At 73.6% G+C, this 19005-nt stretch carries 19 protein-coding genes; 15 read left to right on the top strand and 4 right to left on the bottom strand.

Annotated features, from left to right (window positions below; translation table 11 throughout):
- Window positions 1-33 precede the first annotated feature (33 nt).
- Window positions 34-1752 (top strand): alpha-glucosidase, encoded by a 1719-nt coding sequence (locus tag KOV94_RS16795; protein ID WP_218052678.1) that lies wholly within the window; start codon window positions 34-36, stop codon window positions 1750-1752.
- A gap of 59 nt (window positions 1753-1811) precedes the next feature.
- On the opposite strand, the gene KOV94_RS16790 is transcribed toward KOV94_RS16795, so the two are convergent.
- Window positions 1812-2447: an AMIN-like domain-containing (lipo)protein gene (locus tag KOV94_RS16790; RefSeq protein ID WP_218052677.1), complete on the bottom strand. Its 636-nt coding sequence runs from the start codon at window positions 2445-2447 to the stop codon at window positions 1812-1814.
- 104 nt (window positions 2448-2551) lie between these two features.
- On the opposite strand from KOV94_RS16790, the gene KOV94_RS16785 reads away from it, so the two are divergent.
- Both KOV94_RS16785 and KOV94_RS16780 read left to right on the top strand, forming a co-directional pair.
- Window positions 2552-3517, top strand: a complete 966-nt coding sequence (locus tag KOV94_RS16785) for an ABC transporter ATP-binding protein (protein ID WP_218052676.1) — start codon at window positions 2552-2554, stop codon at window positions 3515-3517.
- Entirely contained in the window at window positions 3514-4509 is a 996-nt protein-coding gene (locus tag KOV94_RS16780; RefSeq protein ID WP_218052675.1) for a hypothetical protein, read from the top strand. The genes KOV94_RS16785 and KOV94_RS16780 overlap by 4 nt, the downstream gene beginning before the upstream one ends.
- 21 nt (window positions 4510-4530) lie before the next feature.
- On the opposite strand, the gene KOV94_RS16775 is transcribed toward KOV94_RS16780, so the two are convergent.
- On the bottom strand, window positions 4531-5277 hold the full coding sequence (locus KOV94_RS16775; RefSeq protein ID WP_218052674.1) for a DUF2306 domain-containing protein: 747 nt from the start codon (window positions 5275-5277) through the stop codon (window positions 4531-4533).
- Window positions 5278-5450: 173 nt separating this feature from the next.
- Between KOV94_RS16775 and KOV94_RS16770 the strand changes: the two genes are divergently transcribed.
- From KOV94_RS16770 to KOV94_RS16715, 12 genes are all read left to right on the top strand, one after another.
- Window positions 5451-6338: an ABC transporter ATP-binding protein gene (locus KOV94_RS16770; protein ID WP_218052673.1), complete on the top strand. Its 888-nt coding sequence runs from the start codon at window positions 5451-5453 to the stop codon at window positions 6336-6338.
- Window positions 6335-7171, top strand: coding sequence for an ABC transporter permease (locus KOV94_RS16765; RefSeq protein WP_218052672.1), 837 nt, complete (start codon window positions 6335-6337; stop codon window positions 7169-7171). The genes KOV94_RS16770 and KOV94_RS16765 overlap by 4 nt, the downstream gene beginning before the upstream one ends.
- A 58-nt stretch (window positions 7172-7229) precedes the next feature.
- Window positions 7230-8510, top strand: a complete 1281-nt coding sequence (locus KOV94_RS16760; protein WP_124342013.1) for a sensor histidine kinase — start codon at window positions 7230-7232, stop codon at window positions 8508-8510.
- Window positions 8507-9133, top strand: coding sequence for a response regulator (locus KOV94_RS16755; RefSeq protein WP_124342014.1), 627 nt, complete (start codon window positions 8507-8509; stop codon window positions 9131-9133). The genes KOV94_RS16760 and KOV94_RS16755 overlap by 4 nt, the downstream gene beginning before the upstream one ends.
- A 149-nt stretch (window positions 9134-9282) precedes the next feature.
- Complete coding sequence (locus KOV94_RS16750) at window positions 9283-9849, top strand: pyridoxamine 5'-phosphate oxidase family protein (RefSeq protein WP_124342015.1); 567 nt, start codon at window positions 9283-9285, stop codon at window positions 9847-9849.
- Window positions 9850-10027: 178 nt separating this feature from the next.
- Window positions 10028-10585, top strand: coding sequence for an AMIN-like domain-containing (lipo)protein (locus KOV94_RS16745; RefSeq protein ID WP_218052671.1), 558 nt, complete (start codon window positions 10028-10030; stop codon window positions 10583-10585).
- A gap of 286 nt (window positions 10586-10871) precedes the next feature.
- Window positions 10872-12746, top strand: coding sequence for an acetolactate synthase large subunit (locus tag KOV94_RS16740; RefSeq protein ID WP_218052670.1), 1875 nt, complete (start codon window positions 10872-10874; stop codon window positions 12744-12746).
- A gap of 3 nt (window positions 12747-12749) precedes the next feature.
- On the top strand, window positions 12750-13274 hold the full coding sequence (ilvN, locus tag KOV94_RS16735; protein WP_124342018.1) for an acetolactate synthase small subunit: 525 nt from the start codon (window positions 12750-12752) through the stop codon (window positions 13272-13274).
- Window positions 13275-13319: 45 nt separating this feature from the next.
- Window positions 13320-14348, top strand: coding sequence for a ketol-acid reductoisomerase (gene ilvC, locus KOV94_RS16730; RefSeq protein ID WP_124342019.1), 1029 nt, complete (start codon window positions 13320-13322; stop codon window positions 14346-14348).
- Window positions 14349-14451: 103 nt separating this feature from the next.
- Window positions 14452-14994 carry an ASCH domain-containing protein gene (locus KOV94_RS16725; protein ID WP_124342020.1) on the top strand — a complete coding sequence of 181 codons (543 nt, stop codon included), beginning with the start codon at window positions 14452-14454 and terminating at the stop codon, window positions 14992-14994.
- Window positions 14995-15099: 105 nt separating this feature from the next.
- Window positions 15100-16164, top strand: coding sequence for a 3-isopropylmalate dehydrogenase (locus KOV94_RS16720; protein ID WP_124342021.1), 1065 nt, complete (start codon window positions 15100-15102; stop codon window positions 16162-16164).
- 126 nt (window positions 16165-16290) lie between these two features.
- Entirely contained in the window at window positions 16291-17400 is a 1110-nt protein-coding gene (locus KOV94_RS16715; RefSeq protein ID WP_124342022.1) for a branched-chain amino acid aminotransferase, read from the top strand.
- 43 nt (window positions 17401-17443) lie between these two features.
- On the opposite strand, the gene KOV94_RS16710 is transcribed toward KOV94_RS16715, so the two are convergent.
- Window positions 17444-17749, bottom strand: a complete 306-nt coding sequence (locus KOV94_RS16710; RefSeq protein WP_218052669.1) for a hypothetical protein — start codon at window positions 17747-17749, stop codon at window positions 17444-17446.
- Between the two features lie 78 nt (window positions 17750-17827).
- On the bottom strand, window positions 17828-18514 hold the full coding sequence (locus KOV94_RS16705) for a DUF6069 family protein (RefSeq protein ID WP_218052668.1): 687 nt from the start codon (window positions 18512-18514) through the stop codon (window positions 17828-17830).
- Between the last annotated feature and the right edge of the window lie 491 nt (window positions 18515-19005).

Genomic DNA, 19005 nt, shown 5'->3' with positions numbered 1-19005 from the left:
CGCACCGCTCGCTGACGGAAGGACCGACATCGCATGACGTGGACCGTCGAGGACGCCCCGTGGTGGACCCGCGCCGTCGTCTACCAGGTGTACCCGCGCTCGTTCGCCGACTCCGACGGCGACGGCGTGGGGGACCTGCGGGGCGTCCTCGACCACGTCGACCACCTCTCCGCACTCGGCGTCGACGTCGTGTGGCTTTCGCCGATCTACCCGTCGCCGCAGGACGACAACGGGTACGACATCAGCGACTACCAGGACGTCGACCCGTCGTTCGGGACGCTCGCCGACCTCGACTCGCTGCTCGCGGCGCTGCACGAGCGCGGCATGCGCCTCGTCATGGACCTCGTCGTCAACCACACGTCCGACGAGCACCCGTGGTTCGTCGAGTCGCGTGCGTCGACGGAGAGCCCGAAGCGCGACTGGTACTGGTGGCGCCCGCCGCGGCACGGCATGGCACCGGGTCAGCCGGGCGCCGAGCCGACCAACTGGCGCTCGTTCTTCTCGGGACCCGCGTGGGAGCTCGACGAGTCCACCGGCGAGTACTACCTGCACCTCTTCAGCCGCAAGCAGCCCGACCTCAACTGGGAGAACCCCGAGGTCCGGCACGCTGTCTACGCGATGATGCGCTGGTGGCTCGACCGCGGGGTCGACGGCTTCCGCATGGACGTCATCAACCTCGTCTCGAAGGACCCGGCGCTGCCCGACGGGCCGGTCCGCGACGGCGTGCTCGGCGACGGCAGCGCGGCCTACACGAACGGCCCGCGCATCCACGAGTTCCTCGCCGAGATGCACCGCGAGGTGTTCGCGGGCCGCCCCGACCGGCTGCTCACGGTGGGGGAGATGCCCGGCGTCACCGTCGAGCACGCACGCCTGTTCACCGACCCGGCGCGCGCCGAGGTCGACATGGTGTTCCAGTTCGAGCACGTCGGGCTCGACCACGGCCCCGGCGGCAAGTTCGACGTGCGACGGCTGCGGCTGCGCGACCTCAAGGCGTCGTTCGGGCGCTGGCAGGCCGAGCTCGCCGACGTCGGGTGGAACAGCCTCTACTGGAACAACCACGACCAGCCCCGCATCGTGTCCCGGTTCGGCGACGACGGCGCCTACCGGCGTGAGTCCGCGACGATGCTCGGCACCGTGCTCCACCTGCACCGGGGGACGCCGTACGTCTACCAGGGCGAGGAGCTCGGGATGACGAACGCGCGGTTCGACTCGCTCGACGACTACCGCGACATCGAGTCGCTGCGGCACGTCGCCGAGGCCCGCGCGCACGGCCACGCCACCGACGACGAGCTGCTCGACGGCCTCGCCGCGATGAGCCGCGACAACGCGCGCACGCCCATGCAGTGGGACGCCACCGAGCACGCGGGGTTCACGACCGGAACCCCGTGGCTGCCGGTCCACCCGAACCACGTCGAGGTCAACGCGGCCGCGGCGCGCGCCGACGACCGCTCGGTGTTCCACCACTACCGCCGGCTGATCGAGCTGCGGCACACCGACCCGGTGGTCGCGCTCGGCGACTTCACGATGCTGCTGCCCGACCACGAGCACGTCTACGCGTTCACGCGGTCCCTCGACGGCGACACCCTGCTGCTGCTCGGCAACTTCTCGGGCGACGAGCAGGACGTCGCGGTCGACGCCGGCGCGGGCTCGACGCTCGTGCTCGGCAACTACGACGACGACGCCGCGCCGGACGCCGACGGGCGGGTCCGGCTGCGGCCGTGGGAGGCGCAGGTCCGCCGCGTCGCCCGCTGAGCCGGGCTGCCCCGACGCGCGCCCCGCGCACGGGCGGCCAGGTCGCGGCCCTGCCGGCGTCAGGACGACTGCACGTCCACCACGACGCGCACCGGGTCCTGCAGCACGAACACCCGGAACGGCCGCCGCTCGCCGGCGACGCCCACGACGGACTGCGTCATGCCCTCGAACGTCAGCGGCCGCGTGACCTGCACGACCGTCCCCTCGCGCGGCCCGACGTCCTGCGCGAACTCCTCGTGACCCGTGTCGTGCGGGTAGCCCGTGCCGGTCAGCCACACGTCGAGCACCGCGTCACCCGCGACGTCGACCGTCGCGCCGCTGCCGTCCTCGACGGCCTGGTCGACGTACGTGACGCGGTACCCCGGTACGCCCCCGCCCGCGACCTCGTACACCACGCGGTCGTAGCCCTCGTGCGACCCGACGCGCACGTCGGTGACGGTCACCGGCGTGCCGGACGGGTCCGCCGTGAGCTGCGCGTTCGCGGGCGAGAAGTCGCCCGCCTCCGCCTCCGCACCCGGCTCTGGCGCGGGCGTCGTGGCCGACGGCGCGGGCGAGGTCGGCGTCCCGGTGGGGGACCCCGTCGCGGACGCCGTCGGCGAGGACGAGCCGTCCGCGCCCGGGGTGCCCTGCCCGCACGCGGCGAGCAGCGTGCACAGCACGGCAGTGGTCAGGACGGTCCGGCGCCTCGTCGTCATCCGTCTCCCTCGTCGTCGCAGGTCCTCACACCGTAGGCGTCACCTGCCGATGGGACGTGCAGGGACACGGGGAGGCGACCATCGACGCAGCAGGAGAACCGGCGGTGCGCGTGCGCGCGCTGCGCAAGACGTACCGGACGTTCACGCTCCGGGAGGTGGTCGCGGTCGACCACCTCGACCTCACCGTGCCCGCGGGAGGCGTGCACGCGTTCCTCGGGCCCAACGGCTCGGGCAAGACGACGACGATCCGCATGCTGCTGGGCCTCGCGCGGCCCGACGCGGGCACCGTCCACCTGTTCGGCACGCCCGTGCCCGAGCGGCTCCCCGACGTGATCGGCCGCGTCGGCGCGATCGTCGAGAACCCCAAGTTCGTCCCCGGCTTCTCGGGCCGTCGCAACCTGCGGCTGCTCGCGACCGCCGTCGGCGTCCCGCACACCCGCGTCGAGGAGGTGCTGGAACGTGTCGGCCTCCGGGAGCGGGGCGTCGACCAGTTCCGTCGCTACTCGCTCGGTATGAAGCAGCGGCTCGCGATCGCCGCGACGCTCCTCAAGGACCCCGACCTGCTGATCTTCGACGAGCCGACGAATGGCCTCGACCCCGCGGGCATCCGCGACATCCGCGCGACCATGCGCGGGCTCGCCGACGAGGGCCGCACGGTCCTCGTGTCGAGCCACATCCTCGCGGAGGTCGAGCAGGTCGCCGACACCGTGTCGGTCGTCGCGCGCGGTCGCCTGCTCGCCGAGGGCCGCGTCGCCGACCTGCTCGCGACCGAGGCCGCCTCCGCGGTGGCCGTGGTCGTGTCCGACCGGTCGCGCGCGACGGCGCTGCTCGCAGCCTGCGGGTGGTCCGTCGGCACCGACGGCCCGCGCCTCGTCGTCACGGGAGCCCGTGACGCGCGCGAGGTGAACGAGGCGTTGGCCCGGGGGGAGGTCTTCGCCGAGGAGGTCGTCGTGCTGCGACGTGATCTCGAGTCGGTGTTCCTCGAGCTCACCGGCCCGCCCGACGCGACGGCCCGACCAGCAGTGACGGCCGGGGCGGTCGGCGGCGTGTCGAACGGGGACCTGTCGTGAGCGGGCTGCTGCGTGCCGAGCTCGCCCGGGCGCGGGCGCGACCGTTCGTGTGGTTCGTGGCGGTCGCCCTCACCCTGGGCGCGGTCGGCCTGGTCGCGACGGGCTGGTGGGAGACGCGCCCGCCGTCGGCGCAGGAGTCCGCGGCGGCCGACGCGGCCTTCGCCGAGGCGCTCAGGTCGTGGGACGTGGAGGGAGAGGCGATCATCGCCCGCTGCCACGAGACCGAGCGGGCGATGCGCGCGGAGCTGGGCGACGACTACGACGCGTCGTGCGAGCTGCTCGCGCCCGCGCGTGAGGTCTACGAGCCGCGGCGTGCCGACCTCGGCGAGCTGCTGGACGCCCGTCTGCCCTCGGTCGGCGTGATGCTCGTCCTCGCCATGCTCATGGTGGGCGTCGGACTGGTGACGGCGGAGTTCACGTCGGGCTCGATCGGCACCTGGCTGACGTTCGCACCGCGCCGGGGACGCGTGTTCGTCAGCAAGCTCGCCGCCGCCCTGCTCGCCGCTCTCCCGTGCGGCCTGCTCGGCCTCGCGGTGCTCGTCGTCGGTCTGGTCGGCGTGTGCCTCGTCAACGGCACGTCGACGGACGTACCGGGTGCCGAGTGGGCCGCGTCGGCGGACCGGTCGGTGCGCTGGCTCGCGAGCGGGCTCGGCGCGACCGCGCTGGGGGTGGGTCTCGCCTTCGCCCTGCGACACGCGGCCGCCGTGACCGGCGTGCTGGTCTGGTGGGCGGCGGCCGTCGAGACGGCGCTGCCGCTCGTCCTGCCGGTCGCGGGCTTCCTCCCGCTGTCGACGAACGTGCGCGCGTGGCTCTCCGGCGGGACGGACTACTGGGTGCCGGAGTGTGTGCCCGACCCGGCGGTCCCCGGCGCCGAGCTGTGCGAGCAGGTCGCGCACCACGTGAGCGCGGGGCAGGGGGCGCTCGTCGCCTCGGTCGTGGTCCTGGTAGCGCTCGCGGCCGGTTGGCTCACGTTCCGGCTTCGTGACGTCTGAGGACCGGGGCGGTGCGGGCCGTCAGCGGTCGACGAGCCGGTACGACGGGAGCCCCCGCCGCCGCACCAGCCACTCGGCGACCAGCAGGTTCGGCACCCACGCGAGGAACGTGACGGCGTCGTACGCGTTGTCGAAGGCGGCGTCGAGGTCGAACGCGTCGCCCGCGGCGAACGCCTGGGCCGTGAGCAGCAGCGGGACCCACGTGCGCAGCATGACGGCGCCGTAGGTGAGCGCGAAGTTGCGGATCATCCATGCCTGGTGCGACCGGACGTCGCCCCCGCGGACGGCGCGGTAGGCCCGCCACCCCGTCCACAGCCACAGCACGCCGAGGCTGCCGAAACCGAGGAACCCGACCATGCCGGCGGTGTTCCACGGCGCCATGACGAGCGACGCGGCCCCGCCGACGGTCACGCCGAGCAGGTACGCGCGCCCGGCCCAGCGGTGCGCCTGGGGGAACCGGCGCCGCAGCGCCGCCCAGAACTGGAACGGCCCGACGAGCAGCGCGACCGCGGCACCGGCGACGTGCAGCACGAGCGCGACCTGCACGACGGGCGGCATGGCCGCGTACGCGGACGCGAGCGGTGCGCGGTCCGGGTCGAGGTCCTCGAGCGCGCCCATGAGGTACGGCACGCCCGAGTACGCGACGATCGCGAGCGACGTGAGCAGCACCGCGGTCCAGCCGACGCGGCGCCCGGCCGACCGGCGGCGACGCGGTGCGCGGGCGGGCAGGGCCGGCGGCGCGGGAGGCGCGGACGTGGAGGTCGTCATGTCCGCCGACGCTACGGTCGGTGTCCGTTTCGTGTCGGTATGGCAGGCCCACTCATGTGCCCGGTCGCCGACCCCCGGACGGTCGGCGTGCCCCGGGGTCAACCGATCGGTGGACGGCCGGGACAACGCCTCGGTCGTCGCGGCGCGCCCTCGCCCAGGGCGACGCTGAGGGCATGACGACACCGGCAGGCGCCCCCGCGATCGAGGTCGCGGGCCTGCGCAAGCGATACGGGCCCAAGCAGGCCGTCGACGGCCTGGACCTGCGCGTCGACCGCGGCGAGATCGTCGCGATCCTCGGCCCGAACGGCGCGGGCAAGACGACGACCGTCGAGATCCTCGAGGGCTACCGGCACCGCGACGAGGGCCACGTCCGCGTCCTCGGCGAGGACCCGCAGACGGCCGGACGCGTGTGGCGCTCGCGCCTCGGCATCGTCCTGCAGGGCACGAACGACCTCGCGGAGGCGACCGTCGGGGAGCTCGTCCGGCACTTCTCCCGCTTCTACCCCGACCCGCGCGACCCCGACGAGGTGATCGACGCCGTCGGTCTGCGCGACAAGGTCCGTACGCGCGCCCGGCAGCTGTCGGGCGGCCAGCGGCGCCGGCTCGACGTGGCGCTCGGCATCGTGGGCCGGCCCGAGCTCGTGTTCCTCGACGAGCCGACGACCGGGTTCGACCCGCAGGCCCGCCGCTCGTTCTGGGACCTCGTCGAGGGCCTGCGCGCCGACGGCACGACGATCCTGCTGACGACGCACTACCTCGAGGAGGCCGAACGGCTGGCCGACCGGGTCGTCGTCGTCGCGTCGGGCCACGTCGTCGCGGAGGGCACGCCCGCCGACCTGGGCGGTCGCGACGCGCGCCGGGCGCTCGTGCGGTGGGTCGAGGACGGCCGCCGGCACGAGGTCCGCACCCACGACGCGTCCCGCACGGTCGCCGACCTGCTCGCCCGGCTCGGCGACGTGCCGGGCCTCGAGGTGCTGCGCCCCACGCTGGAGGACGTGTACCTCGGCCTGCTCCAGGGCGCCGACTCGCCCGCCGACACCCCTGTGGAGGTCCTGCGATGAGCACCGTCACGCTGCCGGCCGCGCGCCCCGCCGCCGTCCCCGGCGTCCTGCGCCTCGGCCTGGTCCGCGCCGCTTACGAGCTGCGCGTCTTCTTCCGCGAGCGCGACGCGGTCGTGTTCATCTTCGCCTACCCCGTGATCATGATGGCGATCTTCGCGACGGTCTTCGGCCAGGACGGCGCGACCGTCCGCGCGGGTGACGTCGAGATCCCGTTCGCGCAGTACTTCCTGCCGGGCATGCTCGCGACGGGCGTCATGCTGTCGAGCTTCCAGTCGCTCGCGATCTCGATCTCGGTCGAGCGCGACGAGGGCGGCCTCAAGCGGCTGCGCGGCACGCCGATGCCCGCGTCGGCGTACTTCCTGGGCAAGATCGGCCAGGTCCTCGGCAGCGGGCTCGTGCAGACCGCGATCCTGCTGACGGTCGCCGCGACGCTGTTCGACGTGACGCTGCCGTCGACCGTGGGGGACTGGGCGACGTTCGCGTGGGTCTACCTGCTCGGGACGGCTGCGGGCTCGGTGTGCGGCGTGGCGTTCTCGTCGGTCCCGCGCTCGGGCCGGTCGGCGAGCGCCGTGGTGACGCCGATCGTGCTGGTGCTGCAGTTCGTCTCCGGCGTGTTCTTCCAGTGGGACTCGCTGCCGACGTGGATGCAGCAGGTCGCGTCGGTGTTCCCGCTGCGCTGGCTGGTCGAGGGCATGCAGGCGGCGTTCCTGCCCGACGCGGTCGCGGGTGACGTGGACCTCGTGACCACCGCGCTCGTGCTGGGCGTGTGGTTCGTCGCCGGGCTCGTGATCGGGGCGCGCTGGTTCCGCTGGCGCCGGCGTGACGACGGCTGACGTGCGCGCTGGGGCGGGACGCACCGTCGACGGACCTGCACGTGGCAGGCTCGGCGCCATGACCAGGCGCACGCCCCGACCGGTCGCGCGGCACGAGTTCTGGGTCCGCGCGCTGCGCGGCTGGGACGTCGGCTTCTACGCGATCACGGCGGTCGCGGGGGTGTCGATCGCGATCGAGGTCCGGTCGCTGCGCGAGGCCGCCGTCGCGGTCCTCGGGCTCGCGGCGCTCGTCGTCGCCTACCTCGCGCTGGGCCGCCGCGGTGCGCAGCGCGGCGACGTGCTGCTGACCCGCACGTACCTCGCGGTGCTCGTCACCGTCGTGGTCCTGGAGGTCGGGTTGTCGGAGCTCGGGTCGGTGCTGCTGTTCGTCGGGTACTCGCAGATCTGGTTCTTCGCGACGCGCCGCCTCGAGGGCGTGCTGTGGAGCGTGCTGCTGACGGTCGCGTTCGCCGCGGCGATCGTCGTACGCGAGCCGGGCGCGATCGCGACGGTCGCCGACGCCGCGGAGCTGGTCGGCCAGGTCGGCACGGGACTCGTCTTCGCGATCGCCCTGGGCCTGTGGATCACGTGGGTGTCGGAGCAGAGCGAGGAGCGCGCGGCGCTGGTCGAGGAGCTGGGTGCCGCGCAGGCCGAGCTCGCGTCGACCCACCACGCGAGCGGGGTGCTCGCCGAGCGGGCGCGCCTGGCGCAGGAGATCCACGACACCCTCGCGCAGGGGTTCACGAGCGTCGTGATGCTCGCGCAGGCCGCGTCGGCCGAGCTCGCCCGGGACCGCGTCGGTCCCGCGACGGAGCGCGTCGGCCAGATCGAGCAGGTCGCGCGCGACAACCTCGCGCAGGCGCGGGCCCTCGTGGCGGCGTTCGGCCCGCCCGAGCTCGAGCGCGGCACGCTCGGCGACGCGCTCGACCGGCTCGCGGCCCGGTTCGAGGCGGAGACGCACGTCCGCGTCGAGGTCGACGGCCTGCGCGAGCTGGGCGCGGTCGGGCCGGAGCACGCGGTGGTCCTGCTGCGTGCCGCGCAGGAGGCCCTCGCGAACGTCCGCAAGCACGCCGACGCGACCGTCGTGCGGCTCGCCGTGGGCCGGGACGGGGACGACGTGCGGCTCGAGGTCGTCGACGACGGGCGCGGGCTGCCCGCGGACGCGGTCGAGGGGGTCGGCCTGCGCGGCATGCGCGAGCGCGTCGACGCGGGCGGCGGGACGCTCGAGGTCGGCAGCGGCCCGGGCGGCGGCACGCGCGTCGCCGTGACGTTGCCCCACGACACGGTGCCCGCCACGTCGGCGCGCGACGACGGGCGCGCCACCGGGCCGCGCCCGGGGACCACGGGGGAGGACGCGTGACGATCCGGGTGCTGCTGGCCGACGACCATCCCGTCGTCCGCTCGGGGCTGGCCGGGATGCTGGCCGTCGAGCCGGACCTCGAGGTCGTCGGGGAGGCCGGCGACGGCGCGCAGGCCGTGGCGCTCGCGGAGACCCTGCGGCCCGACATCGTGCTCATGGACCTGCGGATGCCGGTGCTCGACGGCGCGAGCGCGACGGCGACCATCACGGGCACCCTGCCGGGCGTGCGCGTCCTGGTGCTCACGACGTACGAGACCGACACCGACATCCTGCGGGCCGTCGAGGCGGGCGCGACGGGCTACCTGCTCAAGGACACGCCGCGCGACCAGCTCGTCGCGGGCGTCCGCGCGGCCGCACGCGGCGAGTCGGCGCTGTCGCCGTCGGTCGCGCGCCGGCTCGTGCAGCAGGTGCGCGGCGACGCGGAGCGGCTCACGGCGCGCGAGCAGGAGGTCCTCGCGAGCGTCGCCCGCGGGCTGTCCAACGCCGCGATCGGCCGCGAGCTGTTCATCACCGAGGCGACCGTCAAGACGCACCTGCTCCGTGCGTTCGCGAAGCTCGGTGTCGACGACCGGACGCGCGCGGTGACCGTCGCGATCGAACGCGGCATCCTGCCCGGCGCGTGAGACCCGGCCGGACGCGGGCGGGACCCGGCCGAGTCCGGCCCGCCTGCCACGTGCCCCGTGACCGGCGCGCGGACGCGGTCGTCGTACCGCGCGCCGCGACGGCTAGCGTGACGGGTCGACGGCAGGGTGGCACGACGGGAGGCGGCACGATGGGCAAGGTCCACGAGCGGATCGACGAGCGCATGCGGCGCTTCCTCCTCGCGCAGCACGTGTTCTTCGTCGCGACCGCCCCGAGCGGCCCGGACGGGCGCGTCAACGTGTCGCCCAAGGGCGTCGACGGGTCGTTCGTGGTCCTCGACGACCACACCGTCGCGTACCTGGACCTCACCGCGAGCGGCGCCGAGACCATCGCGCACCTGCGGGAGAACGGCCGGATCACGGTGATGTTCTGCGCCTTCGACGGCCCGCCGAACATCGTGCGGCTGCACGGCCGCGGCCGGTTCGTGACGCTCTACGACGACGGCTTCGCCGAGCTGCTCGCGCTGTTCCCCGAGACGCGCGGTGCGCGAGCCGTGGTGGTCGTCGACGTCGAGCGCGTCTCCGACTCGTGCGGGTACGGCGTGCCGCTCATGGACTACGTCGGCGAGCGGGACCTGCTGCCGCCGTACATGGAGCGCAAGGGGGCCGACGGGCAGGCGGCGTACCGGCGGCAGAAGAACCGCACGAGCATCGACGGTCTCCCGGCGTTCGACTTCGACCCGGAGCCCGCGGTCTGACCCCGACGTATCTGGCGGGGGTGCGGTGGGCTCCTCCCGGTGTGGGCCTCGCGCCGCGCCCGCCCGACAGCGCCCACCGGCGGACGCGTCCCGGTGCCGGCCCGACGACGCCGTCGCCGCCGGGCCAGCCACCGCACCCTGGGGAAGCACCCTGCCCGACGTCCCGAGGTGGTGCCTCGTGCGCAAGTCGATCGTCTCCCTGCTCGCTCTCGCTCTCGTCGCAGGCCTGCACCTGCTCTCCGCCCCCGCCGCGTCCGCGGCCGCCTACTGCGGCCAGGTGTGGGGCTCCTTCGACAAGTCGGCCTTCGGCTACCCGAACGGGGAGGTGACGGGGGTCCGCGCCGGCCGGCACGACTGCTACGACCGGCTGGTGCTCGACGTGAACGCGCCGCTCACGGGCTGGTCCGTCCGGTACGTGCCCGTCGTGACGCAGGACGGTTCCGGCCTGCCGGTCGACGTGCGCGGGGGCGCGCGTCTCGAAGTCGTGGCCGACGCCGGCGTCATCCCGACCGACTCATGGTTCGTCGCCTCCGGCGGCCGGCTGGTCGACACGTCGGCCTACCGGACCTTCCGCGACGTCGTGTGGGCCGGGAGCTTCGAGGGGTACACGACGATCGGCCTGGGTGTCCGGGCGCGCCTGCCGTTCCGGGCGTTCGTGCTCGCCGGTCCGGGCAGCGGCTCACGGCTGGTCGTGGACGTCGGGCACCAGTGGTGCGCGACAGGGACGACCTGCTGACCGCGCGGGGGATGGCCGCCCGACCTGCGAGGACGGGCGGCCACCGTTCCGACGGGTGGACACGTGAACCATCATGTGAGACGGCGTGACACCGCACCGACGGAGGCGTAGGGTCGCTCGCGTGCAGACGATCCTCGTAGTACTTCCTGAGCGCGCCGGCTGAGGCCACCGCACCAGGTCTCGTCCGCGCGCGCACCCCTCGTCCCGCCTCCCACGTCGGGGCCCGAGGGGTTTTTCTGTGTTCCGGCCCGACGAACACCCCACCGCACCACCCAGGGAGACACCGATGGTCCAGGGTCCTCACCCGGCACCGCCGCGAACGCCCGCGCCGCCCGTCCCGAAGGCCAGCCCCGCCGCCGTCGCGCACGCCCGCGGCGACCGTGAGCGCGTCCCGGCCGCCCCGACGACGGTCGAGAAGGTCACGGGCGCGCAGTCGATCGTCCGCTCGCTCGAGGAGCAGGGCGTCGAGGCCGTCTTCGGCATCCCGGGCGGCGCGATCCTCCCGCTGTACGACCCGCTCATGGACTCCGCGAAGGTGCGGCACATCCTCGTGCGGCACGAGCAGGGCGGCGGCCACGCGGCCGCCGGGTACGCCGCCGCGACCGGCAAGGTCGGCGTGTGCATGGCGACGTCCGGTCCGGGTGCGACCAACCTCGTGACCCCCATCGCCGACGCGCACATGGACTCGGTGCCGCTCGTCGCGATCACGGGCCAGGTCGTCGCGTCGCTCATCGGCACCGACGGGTTCCAGGAGGCCGACATCGTCGGCATCACGCTCCCGGTGACCAAGCACAACTACCTCGTGACCGACGCGGACGACATCCCGCGCGTGATCGCCGAGGCGTTCCACATCGCCGCGAGCGGTCGGCCCGGTCCCGTGCTCGTCGACATCTCGAAGTCGGCCATGCAGGCGCAGACGACGTTCTCGTGGCCGCAGGAGGTGTCGCTGCCCGGCTACCACCCGGTGACCAAGCCGCACGCCAAGCAGATCCGCGAGGCCGCGCGCCTGCTCGCGACGTCCCGCCGGCCCGTGCTGTACGTCGGCGGCGGCGTGATCCGCGCCGGTGCCGCCGCGGAGCTGCGCGCGCTCGTCGACGCGTCGGGCGCGCCGGCCGTCACGACGCTCATGGCCCGCGGCGCGCTGCCCGACACGCACCCGCAGCACCTCGGCATGCCCGGTATGCACGGGACCGTCGCCGCCGTCGCCGCGCTGCAGAAGGCCGACCTCGTGGTCGCGCTCGGTGCGCGGTTCGACGACCGCGTGACCGGCCAGCTCGCGTCGTTCGCGCCGAACGCCACGGTCGTGCACGCCGACATCGACCCCGCGGAGATCGGCAAGAACAAGGCCGTCGACGTGCCGATCGTCGGCGACCTGCGCGAGGTCCTCACGGACCTGCTGCCGGAGCTCGCGCGCGAGCACGGCCAGCACGGCAAGCCGGACCTCGAGGCGTGGTGGAAGCAGCTCGACGCGTGGCGCGAGACGTTCCCGCTGGGCTACGACGAGCCGTCCGACGGCCACCTGGCCCCGCAGCACGTCATCCAGCGCATCGGCGAGCTCTCGGGCCCCGAGGCGATCTACGCGGCGGGCGTGGGGCAGCACCAGATGTGGGCCGCGCAGTTCATCAAGTACCAGCGCCCCAACTCGTGGCTGAACTCGGGCGGCCTCGGCACCATGGGCTACTCGGTGCCCGCGGCGATGGGTGCGAAGGTCGGCCAGCCGGACCGCACGGTGTGGGCGATCGACGGCGACGGCTGCTTCCAGATGACCAACCAGGAGCTCGCCACCTGCACGATCAACGACATCCCGATCAAGGTCGCGGTCATCAACAACTCGTCGCTCGGCATGGTCCGCCAGTGGCAGACGCTGTTCTACGAGTCGCGGTACTCGAACACCGACCTGCACACCGGCCACGGCACCGTGCGCGTGCCCGACTTCGTCAAGCTCGCGGACGCGTACGGCTGCGTCGGCCTGCGCTGCGAGTCGAAGGCCGACGTCGACGCGACCATCAAGCGCGCGCTCGAGATCGACGACCGCCCCGTGGTCGTGGACTTCACCGTGTCGCGCGACGCCATGGTGTGGCCGATGGTCGCCGCGGGCGTGAGCAACGACGACATCCAGTACGCCCGGGGCATCAGCCCCGCGTGGGACCGGGAGGACTGACCCATGAGCCGCCACACCCTCTCCGTGCTGGTCGAGAACAAGCCCGGCGTCCTCACGCGCGTCGCGGGCCTGTTCGCCCGCCGCTCGTTCAACATCCACTCGCTCGCCGTGGGCCCGACGGAGCACGAGGAGATCTCGCGCATCACCGTCGTCGTCGACGTCGACGAGCTGCCCCTGGAGCAGGTGACGAAGCAGCTCAACAAGCTGATCAACGTCATCAAGATCGTCGAGCTCGAGGACGCGTCCTCGGTGCAGCGCGAGCTGCTGCTCGTCAAGGTCAAGGCCGACACCGCCCAGCGGACGTCGGTCCTCGAGGTCGTCCAGCTGTTCCGGGCGCACGTCGTCGACGTCGTCCCGGACACTGTCGTCGTCGAGGCGACGGGCAGCCCCGGCAAGCTCGACGCCCTCCTGACCGCCCTGGAGCCGTTCGGCATCCGTGAGATCGTGCAGTCCGGCACGGTCGCCATCGGCCGCGGCTCGCGCTCGATCACGGACCGGGCGCTCGAGCGCGTCTCGCGCTCCGCCTGACACCCTTCCTGACTGCACCACCGAACACGAACGAGGAGATCCACCGTGGCTGAGCTGTTCTACGACGACGACGCCGACCTGTCGGTCATCCAGTCCAAGAAGGTCGCCGTCATCGGCTACGGCAGCCAGGGGCACGCGCACTCCCTGAACCTGCGCGACTCGGGCGTCGACGTCACCGTCGGCCTCCGTGAGGGCTCGGCGTCCCGCGCCAAGGCCGAGAACGAGGGCCTCAAGGTCGCGACGGTCGCCGAGGCGGTCGCCGGTGCCGACGTCGTCGTCATCCTCGCGCCCGACCAGGTGCAGCGGATCGTCTACCGCGACGAGATCGAGCCGAACCTCAAGGACGGCGCCGCGCTCGTCTTCGGCCACGGCTTCAACATCCGTTTCGGCTACATCAAGCCGGCCGCCGGCCACGACGTCCTCATGGTCGCCCCGAAGGGCCCGGGTCACCTGGTCCGCCGCGAGTACGCCGACGGCCGTGGCGTGCCGGTCATCGTCGCCGTCGAGCAGGACGCGTCGGGCGAGGCGTGGAAGCTCGCGCTGTCCTACGCCAAGGGCATCGGCGGCCTGCGCGCCGCGGGCATCAAGACGACCTTCACCGAGGAGACGGAGACCGACCTCTTCGGCGAGCAGGCCGTCCTGTGCGGTGGCGTGTCGCAGCTCATCCAGTACGGCTTCGAGACGCTGACCGAGGCCGGCTACCAGCCCGAGGTCGCGTACTTCGAGGTGCTGCACGAGCTCAAGCTCATCGTCGACCTCATCTTCGAGGGCGGCATCACCAAGCAGCGCTGGTCGGTGTCCGACACCGCCGAGTACGGCGACTACGTCTCGGGCCCGCGCGTCATCACGCCGGACGTCAAGGCGAACATGCAGGCCGTCCTCGCGGACATCCAGAACGGTGCCTTCGCCAAGCGCTTCATCGACGACCAGGACGCCGGCGCGCCGGAGTTCAAGGAGCTGCGCGAGAAGGGCCAGAACCACCCGATCGAGCCGGTCGGCCGCGAGCTGCGCAAGCTGTTCGCATGGGTGAAGCCGTCGGACTCCGACTATGTCGAGGGTTCGGCCGCTCGCTGACGGACCGCATGCCTCGACGGGCGTGCGACCAGGGTTCCCGCCCAGGTCGCACGCCCGTCGTGCTTCACGCCAAGATGGGCGCACCACCGACGGAGGGACGACGATGACCGACCAGTCGACGATCGGCGCGCACGGCGAGGACCAGCGGATCACCGCGTTCTGGCAGGCGGCCCGCGGGCACCTGGGGCTCGGCAAGCTCGACGCCGTGATGGGGGAGCAGCCGAAGGACGTCGTCCCGCCGCCGTCGTGGTCGTTCGGCGACAACCCGGCGCTCGCCGACCAGCTGCTCGCGCTCGTCCTCGACGGCCGCAAGACGGGCACGTCGACCGCCCTGGCGGAGCTCGAGGACGAGGGCCTGGGCCTGCCGGTCGTGGGCGACCTGTCGATCGTCCTGGACGGCACGGGCGAGCCGCGCGCGCTGCTGCGCACGACCGAGGTCGAGGTCGTGCCGTTCGACCAGGTCGGCGACGACCACGCGCACGCCGAGGGCGAGGACGACCTGTCGCTCGCGTCGTGGCGCACCGAGCACGAGAAGTACTGGCGCCGCGTGCTGGGCGACGACCGGTTCTCGCCCGACCTGGCGGTGGTGACCGAGCGGTTCGAGCTCGTGTACCCGACGAGCGGGCCGACGCCGGCCGTCGACTGAGGCGTCGCGGTCGACCAGGCCGCGAGGGCGGGTGGGCCCCGGCGCACGCATTCCAGGTATCGAGATGGCCGTTCCGGCCACTGGGACGAGGGTTAGGGTGCTCTCATGGCACCGAACGCTCCTGCCCAGGCCCTCCGCCTCGCCGTCGTCGCCGGTGACGGCATCGGGACCGAGGTCGTCGAGCAGGGGCTGCTGGTCCTCGAGGCCGCGCTGCACGGCACGGGCACCACGGTGTCGACCACCGACTTCGACCTGGGCGCGCGCCGCTGGCACGCGACGGGCGAGACGCTCACGGACACCGACCTCGACGCGATCCGCGGCCACGACGCGATCCTCCTGGGCGCGATCGGCGACCCGTCCGTCCCGTCGGGCGTCCTCGAGCGCGGTCTGCTGCTCAAGCTCCGCTTCGCGCTGGACCACTACGTGAACCTGCGCCCGGGCCGCCTGTACCCGGGCGTGACCAGCCCGCTCGCGAACCCCGGCGAGGTCGACTTCGTCGTCGTCCGCGAGGGCACCGAGGGCCCGTACGTCGGCAACGGCGGCGCGATCCGTGTGGGCACGCCGGCCGAGGTCGCCAACGAGGTGAGCGTCAACACCGCGTTCGGCGTCGAGCGCGTCGTGCGCGACGCGTTCGCCCGGGCCGCCGCCCGCCCGCGCAAGAAGCTCACGCTCGTGCACAAGCACAACGTCCTCGTGCACGCGGGCCACCTGTGGCGCCGCACGGTCGAGGCCGTCAACGCCGAGTTCCCCGACGTCACGGTCGACTACCTGCACGTCGACGCGGCGACGATCTTCCTCGTGACCAACCCGTCGCGCTTCGACGTGATCGTCACGGACAACCTCTTCGGCGACATCCTCACGGACCTCGCCGCGGCGATCACCGGCGGCATCGGCCTGGCCGCGTCGGCGAACATCAACCCGGACCGCACGGCGCCGAGCATGTTCGAGCCCGTGCACGGCTCCGCGCCCGACATCGCAGGCCAGGGCAAGGCCGACCCGACCGCCACCGTGCTGTCGGTCGCGCTCCTGCTCGACCACCTGGGCCAGACCGACGCGGCGCGCCGCGTCGAGGCCGCCGTCGCCGCCGACCTGGTCGAGCGCGGCTCGGCGGACCGAGTACGGTCGACGGCCGAGGTGGGCAAGGACCTCGCCGCGCGCGTCGCCGGCTGACGTCCGCTCCCCGCGCCGCCGCGCGCACGGTCGACCCGTCGTCGACCTGCGGTCCTGGCGCGACCTGTCCACCCGGCCGTCCTCACCGGTACCGTCATCAACGACCCTGGTGAAAGGCCCCCCGACATGAGCACCCTCGCAGCACCCACGTCCGCCGACCAGTTCGAGATCCGGCTGACGGACACCCCCGTCGACGAGACCACCCGCGCCGCGGCGCTGGAGTCGCCGAAGTTCGGCACGGTCTTCACCGAGCACATGGCGCGCATCTCCTACCGGGACGGCGAGGGCTGGCACGACCGCCGCGTCGAGAAGTACGGCCCGCTGCAGCTCGACCCCGCGACCGCCGTCCTGCACTACGCGCAGGAGATCTTCGAGGGCCTCAAGGCGTACCAGCACGCCGACGGCTCCGTCTGGACGTTCCGCCCGCAGGCCAACGCCGCGCGGTTCGCGCGCTCCGCCCAGCGCCTCGCGCTGCCGCCGCTGTCGGAGGCCGACTTCCTCGGCTCGATCACGGCGCTCGTCCAGACGGACCGCGACTGGGTGCCGACGGGCGAGGAGACCAGCCTGTACCTGCGGCCGTTCATGTACGCCTCGGAGAGCTTCCTCGGCGTGCGCCCGTCGCTCGAGGCCGAGTACCTGGTCATCGCGTCGCCGGTCGGCCCGTACTTCTCGGGCGGCCTCAAGCCCGTGTCGATCTGGGTCGACACCGAGTACCACCGCGCCGGCGCGGGCGGCACCGGGGCGGCCAAGTGCGGCGGCAACTACGCCGCGAGCCTCCTGCCGCAGCAGAACGCGTACGCCAAGGGTTGCGAGCAGGTCTGCTTCCTCGACGCGACGACGAACACGCTGCTCGAGGAGCTCGGCGGCATGAACATCGTCGTGATCGGCGCCGACGGCAGCGCGTCGACGCCGCCGGTCTCGGGCTCGATCCTCGAGGGCGTGACGCGCGGCTCGATCCTCCAGCTCCTGTCCGACGCCGGGCACGAGGTCAACGAGCGGCCCATCCCGCTCGCGGAGCTCCGCGCGGGCATCCAGGACGGCTCGGTCTCCGAGGTGTTCGCGTGCGGCACCGCCGCGGTCGTCACGCCGATCGGGCGCCTCGCGAGCGACGACTTCGACCTCACGGTCGGCGACGGCGGCACGGGTCCCGTCACGGGCCGCATCCGCGCCGAGCTCACCGACATCCAGTACGGCCGCGCGACCGACCGTCACGGCTGGTTGCACCGCCTGGTCTGACCGCGTCCCCCGGACCGCGACGGCGACGAGGGCGGGACCGCGATCAGGTCCCGCCCTCGTGCCTGATCGGCCTGTACGCCTCGAGCGCCGCGGCGCCGCGTCTCGAGGCCTCGGCGCGCGCTGCGTCGCCCGCCGTCGCGTAGAGGTCCGCCTCGTCGGAGAGCCTGCGTGCGGTGAGCTCGGCCAGCGACCGGACCTGCGCGTCCGACCACGGCCAGCCCTCCTTGTACTCGGCGTGCTCCGCGCCGCCGATGACGTGCCCGAGCGCGGCGGCCGCGGCCTCCTCGCCGCGCGCGCTCAGGTTGTCGCGCGCGGCGCGCAGGTCGGCCAGCACCGGTGCCTCGTCCATCCCCACATCGTGCCAGCAGGGCCGCGGTCGTCCGTCCGAGGCCGCGCCCGTCGGGCCCCCGGGTGAGCGTCCGTTCCGTCAGACCCGCGGGACCGGTCGACGGGTCCAGGTGAGGACGCCCGACAGCAGCGACCAGATCGCGATCCCGATGACGAGGTGCACGATGCCGGTCGCGACCGCCGAGGTCGCGTCGTCGGTCCACGTCAGCGGCAGCAGCGCGGCGACGAGCGTGACCAGGCCGACGATCCAGCCGAAGAACGACCGGGGCCGCGGCGTGGTGAGCACCAGGACGTGGAGCAGCGCGCCCGCGACGAGGGCGGCGACCACGGCACCGACGACGAGCGACGTCATGGGCGAGTCCGTGCCGAAGAGGTCCTGGACGACCAGGTCGATGCCGAGGATCTCCTGCAGGACGAGCACGCCGGCGACCGCCACGAGCGCGGCGACGAGCGCGGTCGCGCCGACGCCCGCCCAGTACCGGCCCGCGTCGAGCCCGGGCCGGACCGGGGTGACGGGGACGGCGGCGACGGGGGTGCCCGCCGGGTAGAGCGGCTGCGCGGCCGGTGCGGCCACGGCGGGCTGCACGACCGCCGGCTGGACGACGGGCGGCTGCGCGACCGGCTGCGCCACGGGCTGCGCGACCGGCTGAGCCACGGGTTGCGCGACGGGCTGGGCGTACGGCTGCGTCGGCGCCGACGGCTGCGCGGCGGGCCGCGTCGACTGCCGCTCGGGCGGCTGGGGCACGGGTGCGTTCGGGTCGGACATGGGTCTCCTCGCAGCTCGTCGCGCGCGGGCTGTGCCCCCTCACCTGCGGTGCACCGCCCGGCTGTCCATTGGGTGGAACGAGTGACCACTCACCGTGACGTGTGCCACGATGAGGCCGTGACCATCTTCACGCTCATTATCGAGTAGCGCGTCAGCAGACACCGCTGACGCGCAGACCTCCCGTTCTCGGGGGGTCTTTTTGTTGGTCGGGCACCACCCCCGCCCGGCCGCACGCCGACCACGTCACCGCCCACCACCGCGGGGCCGGGGTCGACGGGACGCCGCCACCCGCGCGGGTCCGCAGGCCGTCGCACGACGGACCGGACCCGCGCGGGCGACGGCACCGGGCGCCGCCACCCGCAGGTAGCGTCAGGACGCCGCCGGGACGCCCGTCCCCGCACCGAGGAGAGCCGACCGTGACCGCAGCACCCCAGCCCACGGCCCTGTCGTTCGAGGTCTACGACACGACGTTGCGCGACGGCGCCCAGCAG

Origin of the sequence: Cellulomonas algicola (genome assembly GCF_019024305.1) — a bacterium.
Lineage (GTDB): Bacteria > Actinomycetota > Actinomycetes > Actinomycetales > Cellulomonadaceae > Cellulomonas > Cellulomonas algicola.
Note: the sequence above shows the minus strand (reverse complement) of the source record. Positions and strands in the feature narration are given on the sequence as shown.

What these genes read in the sequence shown, in the direction of transcription:
- KOV94_RS16770 (WP_218052673.1), top strand. Translation starts at nt 5,451, where the DNA reads ATGACGACACCGGCAGGCGCCCCCGCGATCGAGGTCGCGGGCCTGCGC.
- KOV94_RS16750 (WP_124342015.1), top strand. Translation starts at nt 9,283, where the DNA reads ATGGGCAAGGTCCACGAGCGGATCGACGAGCGCATGCGGCGCTTCCTC.
- KOV94_RS16765 (WP_218052672.1), top strand. Translation starts at nt 6,335, where the DNA reads ATGAGCACCGTCACGCTGCCGGCCGCGCGCCCCGCCGCCGTCCCCGGC.
- KOV94_RS16760 (WP_124342013.1), top strand. Translation starts at nt 7,230, where the DNA reads ATGACCAGGCGCACGCCCCGACCGGTCGCGCGGCACGAGTTCTGGGTC.
- KOV94_RS16710 (WP_218052669.1), bottom strand. Translation starts at nt 17,749, where the DNA reads ATGGACGAGGCACCGGTGCTGGCCGACCTGCGCGCCGCGCGCGACAAC.
- KOV94_RS16795 (WP_218052678.1), top strand. Translation starts at nt 34, where the DNA reads ATGACGTGGACCGTCGAGGACGCCCCGTGGTGGACCCGCGCCGTCGTC.
- KOV94_RS16740 (WP_218052670.1), top strand. Translation starts at nt 10,872, where the DNA reads ATGGTCCAGGGTCCTCACCCGGCACCGCCGCGAACGCCCGCGCCGCCC.
- KOV94_RS16705 (WP_218052668.1), bottom strand. Translation starts at nt 18,514, where the DNA reads ATGTCCGACCCGAACGCACCCGTGCCCCAGCCGCCCGAGCGGCAGTCG.
- KOV94_RS16725 (WP_124342020.1), top strand. Translation starts at nt 14,452, where the DNA reads ATGACCGACCAGTCGACGATCGGCGCGCACGGCGAGGACCAGCGGATC.
- KOV94_RS16715 (WP_124342022.1), top strand. Translation starts at nt 16,291, where the DNA reads ATGAGCACCCTCGCAGCACCCACGTCCGCCGACCAGTTCGAGATCCGG.
- KOV94_RS16720 (WP_124342021.1), top strand. Translation starts at nt 15,100, where the DNA reads ATGGCACCGAACGCTCCTGCCCAGGCCCTCCGCCTCGCCGTCGTCGCC.
- ilvN (WP_124342018.1), top strand. Translation starts at nt 12,750, where the DNA reads ATGAGCCGCCACACCCTCTCCGTGCTGGTCGAGAACAAGCCCGGCGTC.
- KOV94_RS16775 (WP_218052674.1), bottom strand. Translation starts at nt 5,277, where the DNA reads ATGACGACCTCCACGTCCGCGCCTCCCGCGCCGCCGGCCCTGCCCGCC.
- KOV94_RS16790 (WP_218052677.1), bottom strand. Translation starts at nt 2,447, where the DNA reads ATGACGACGAGGCGCCGGACCGTCCTGACCACTGCCGTGCTGTGCACG.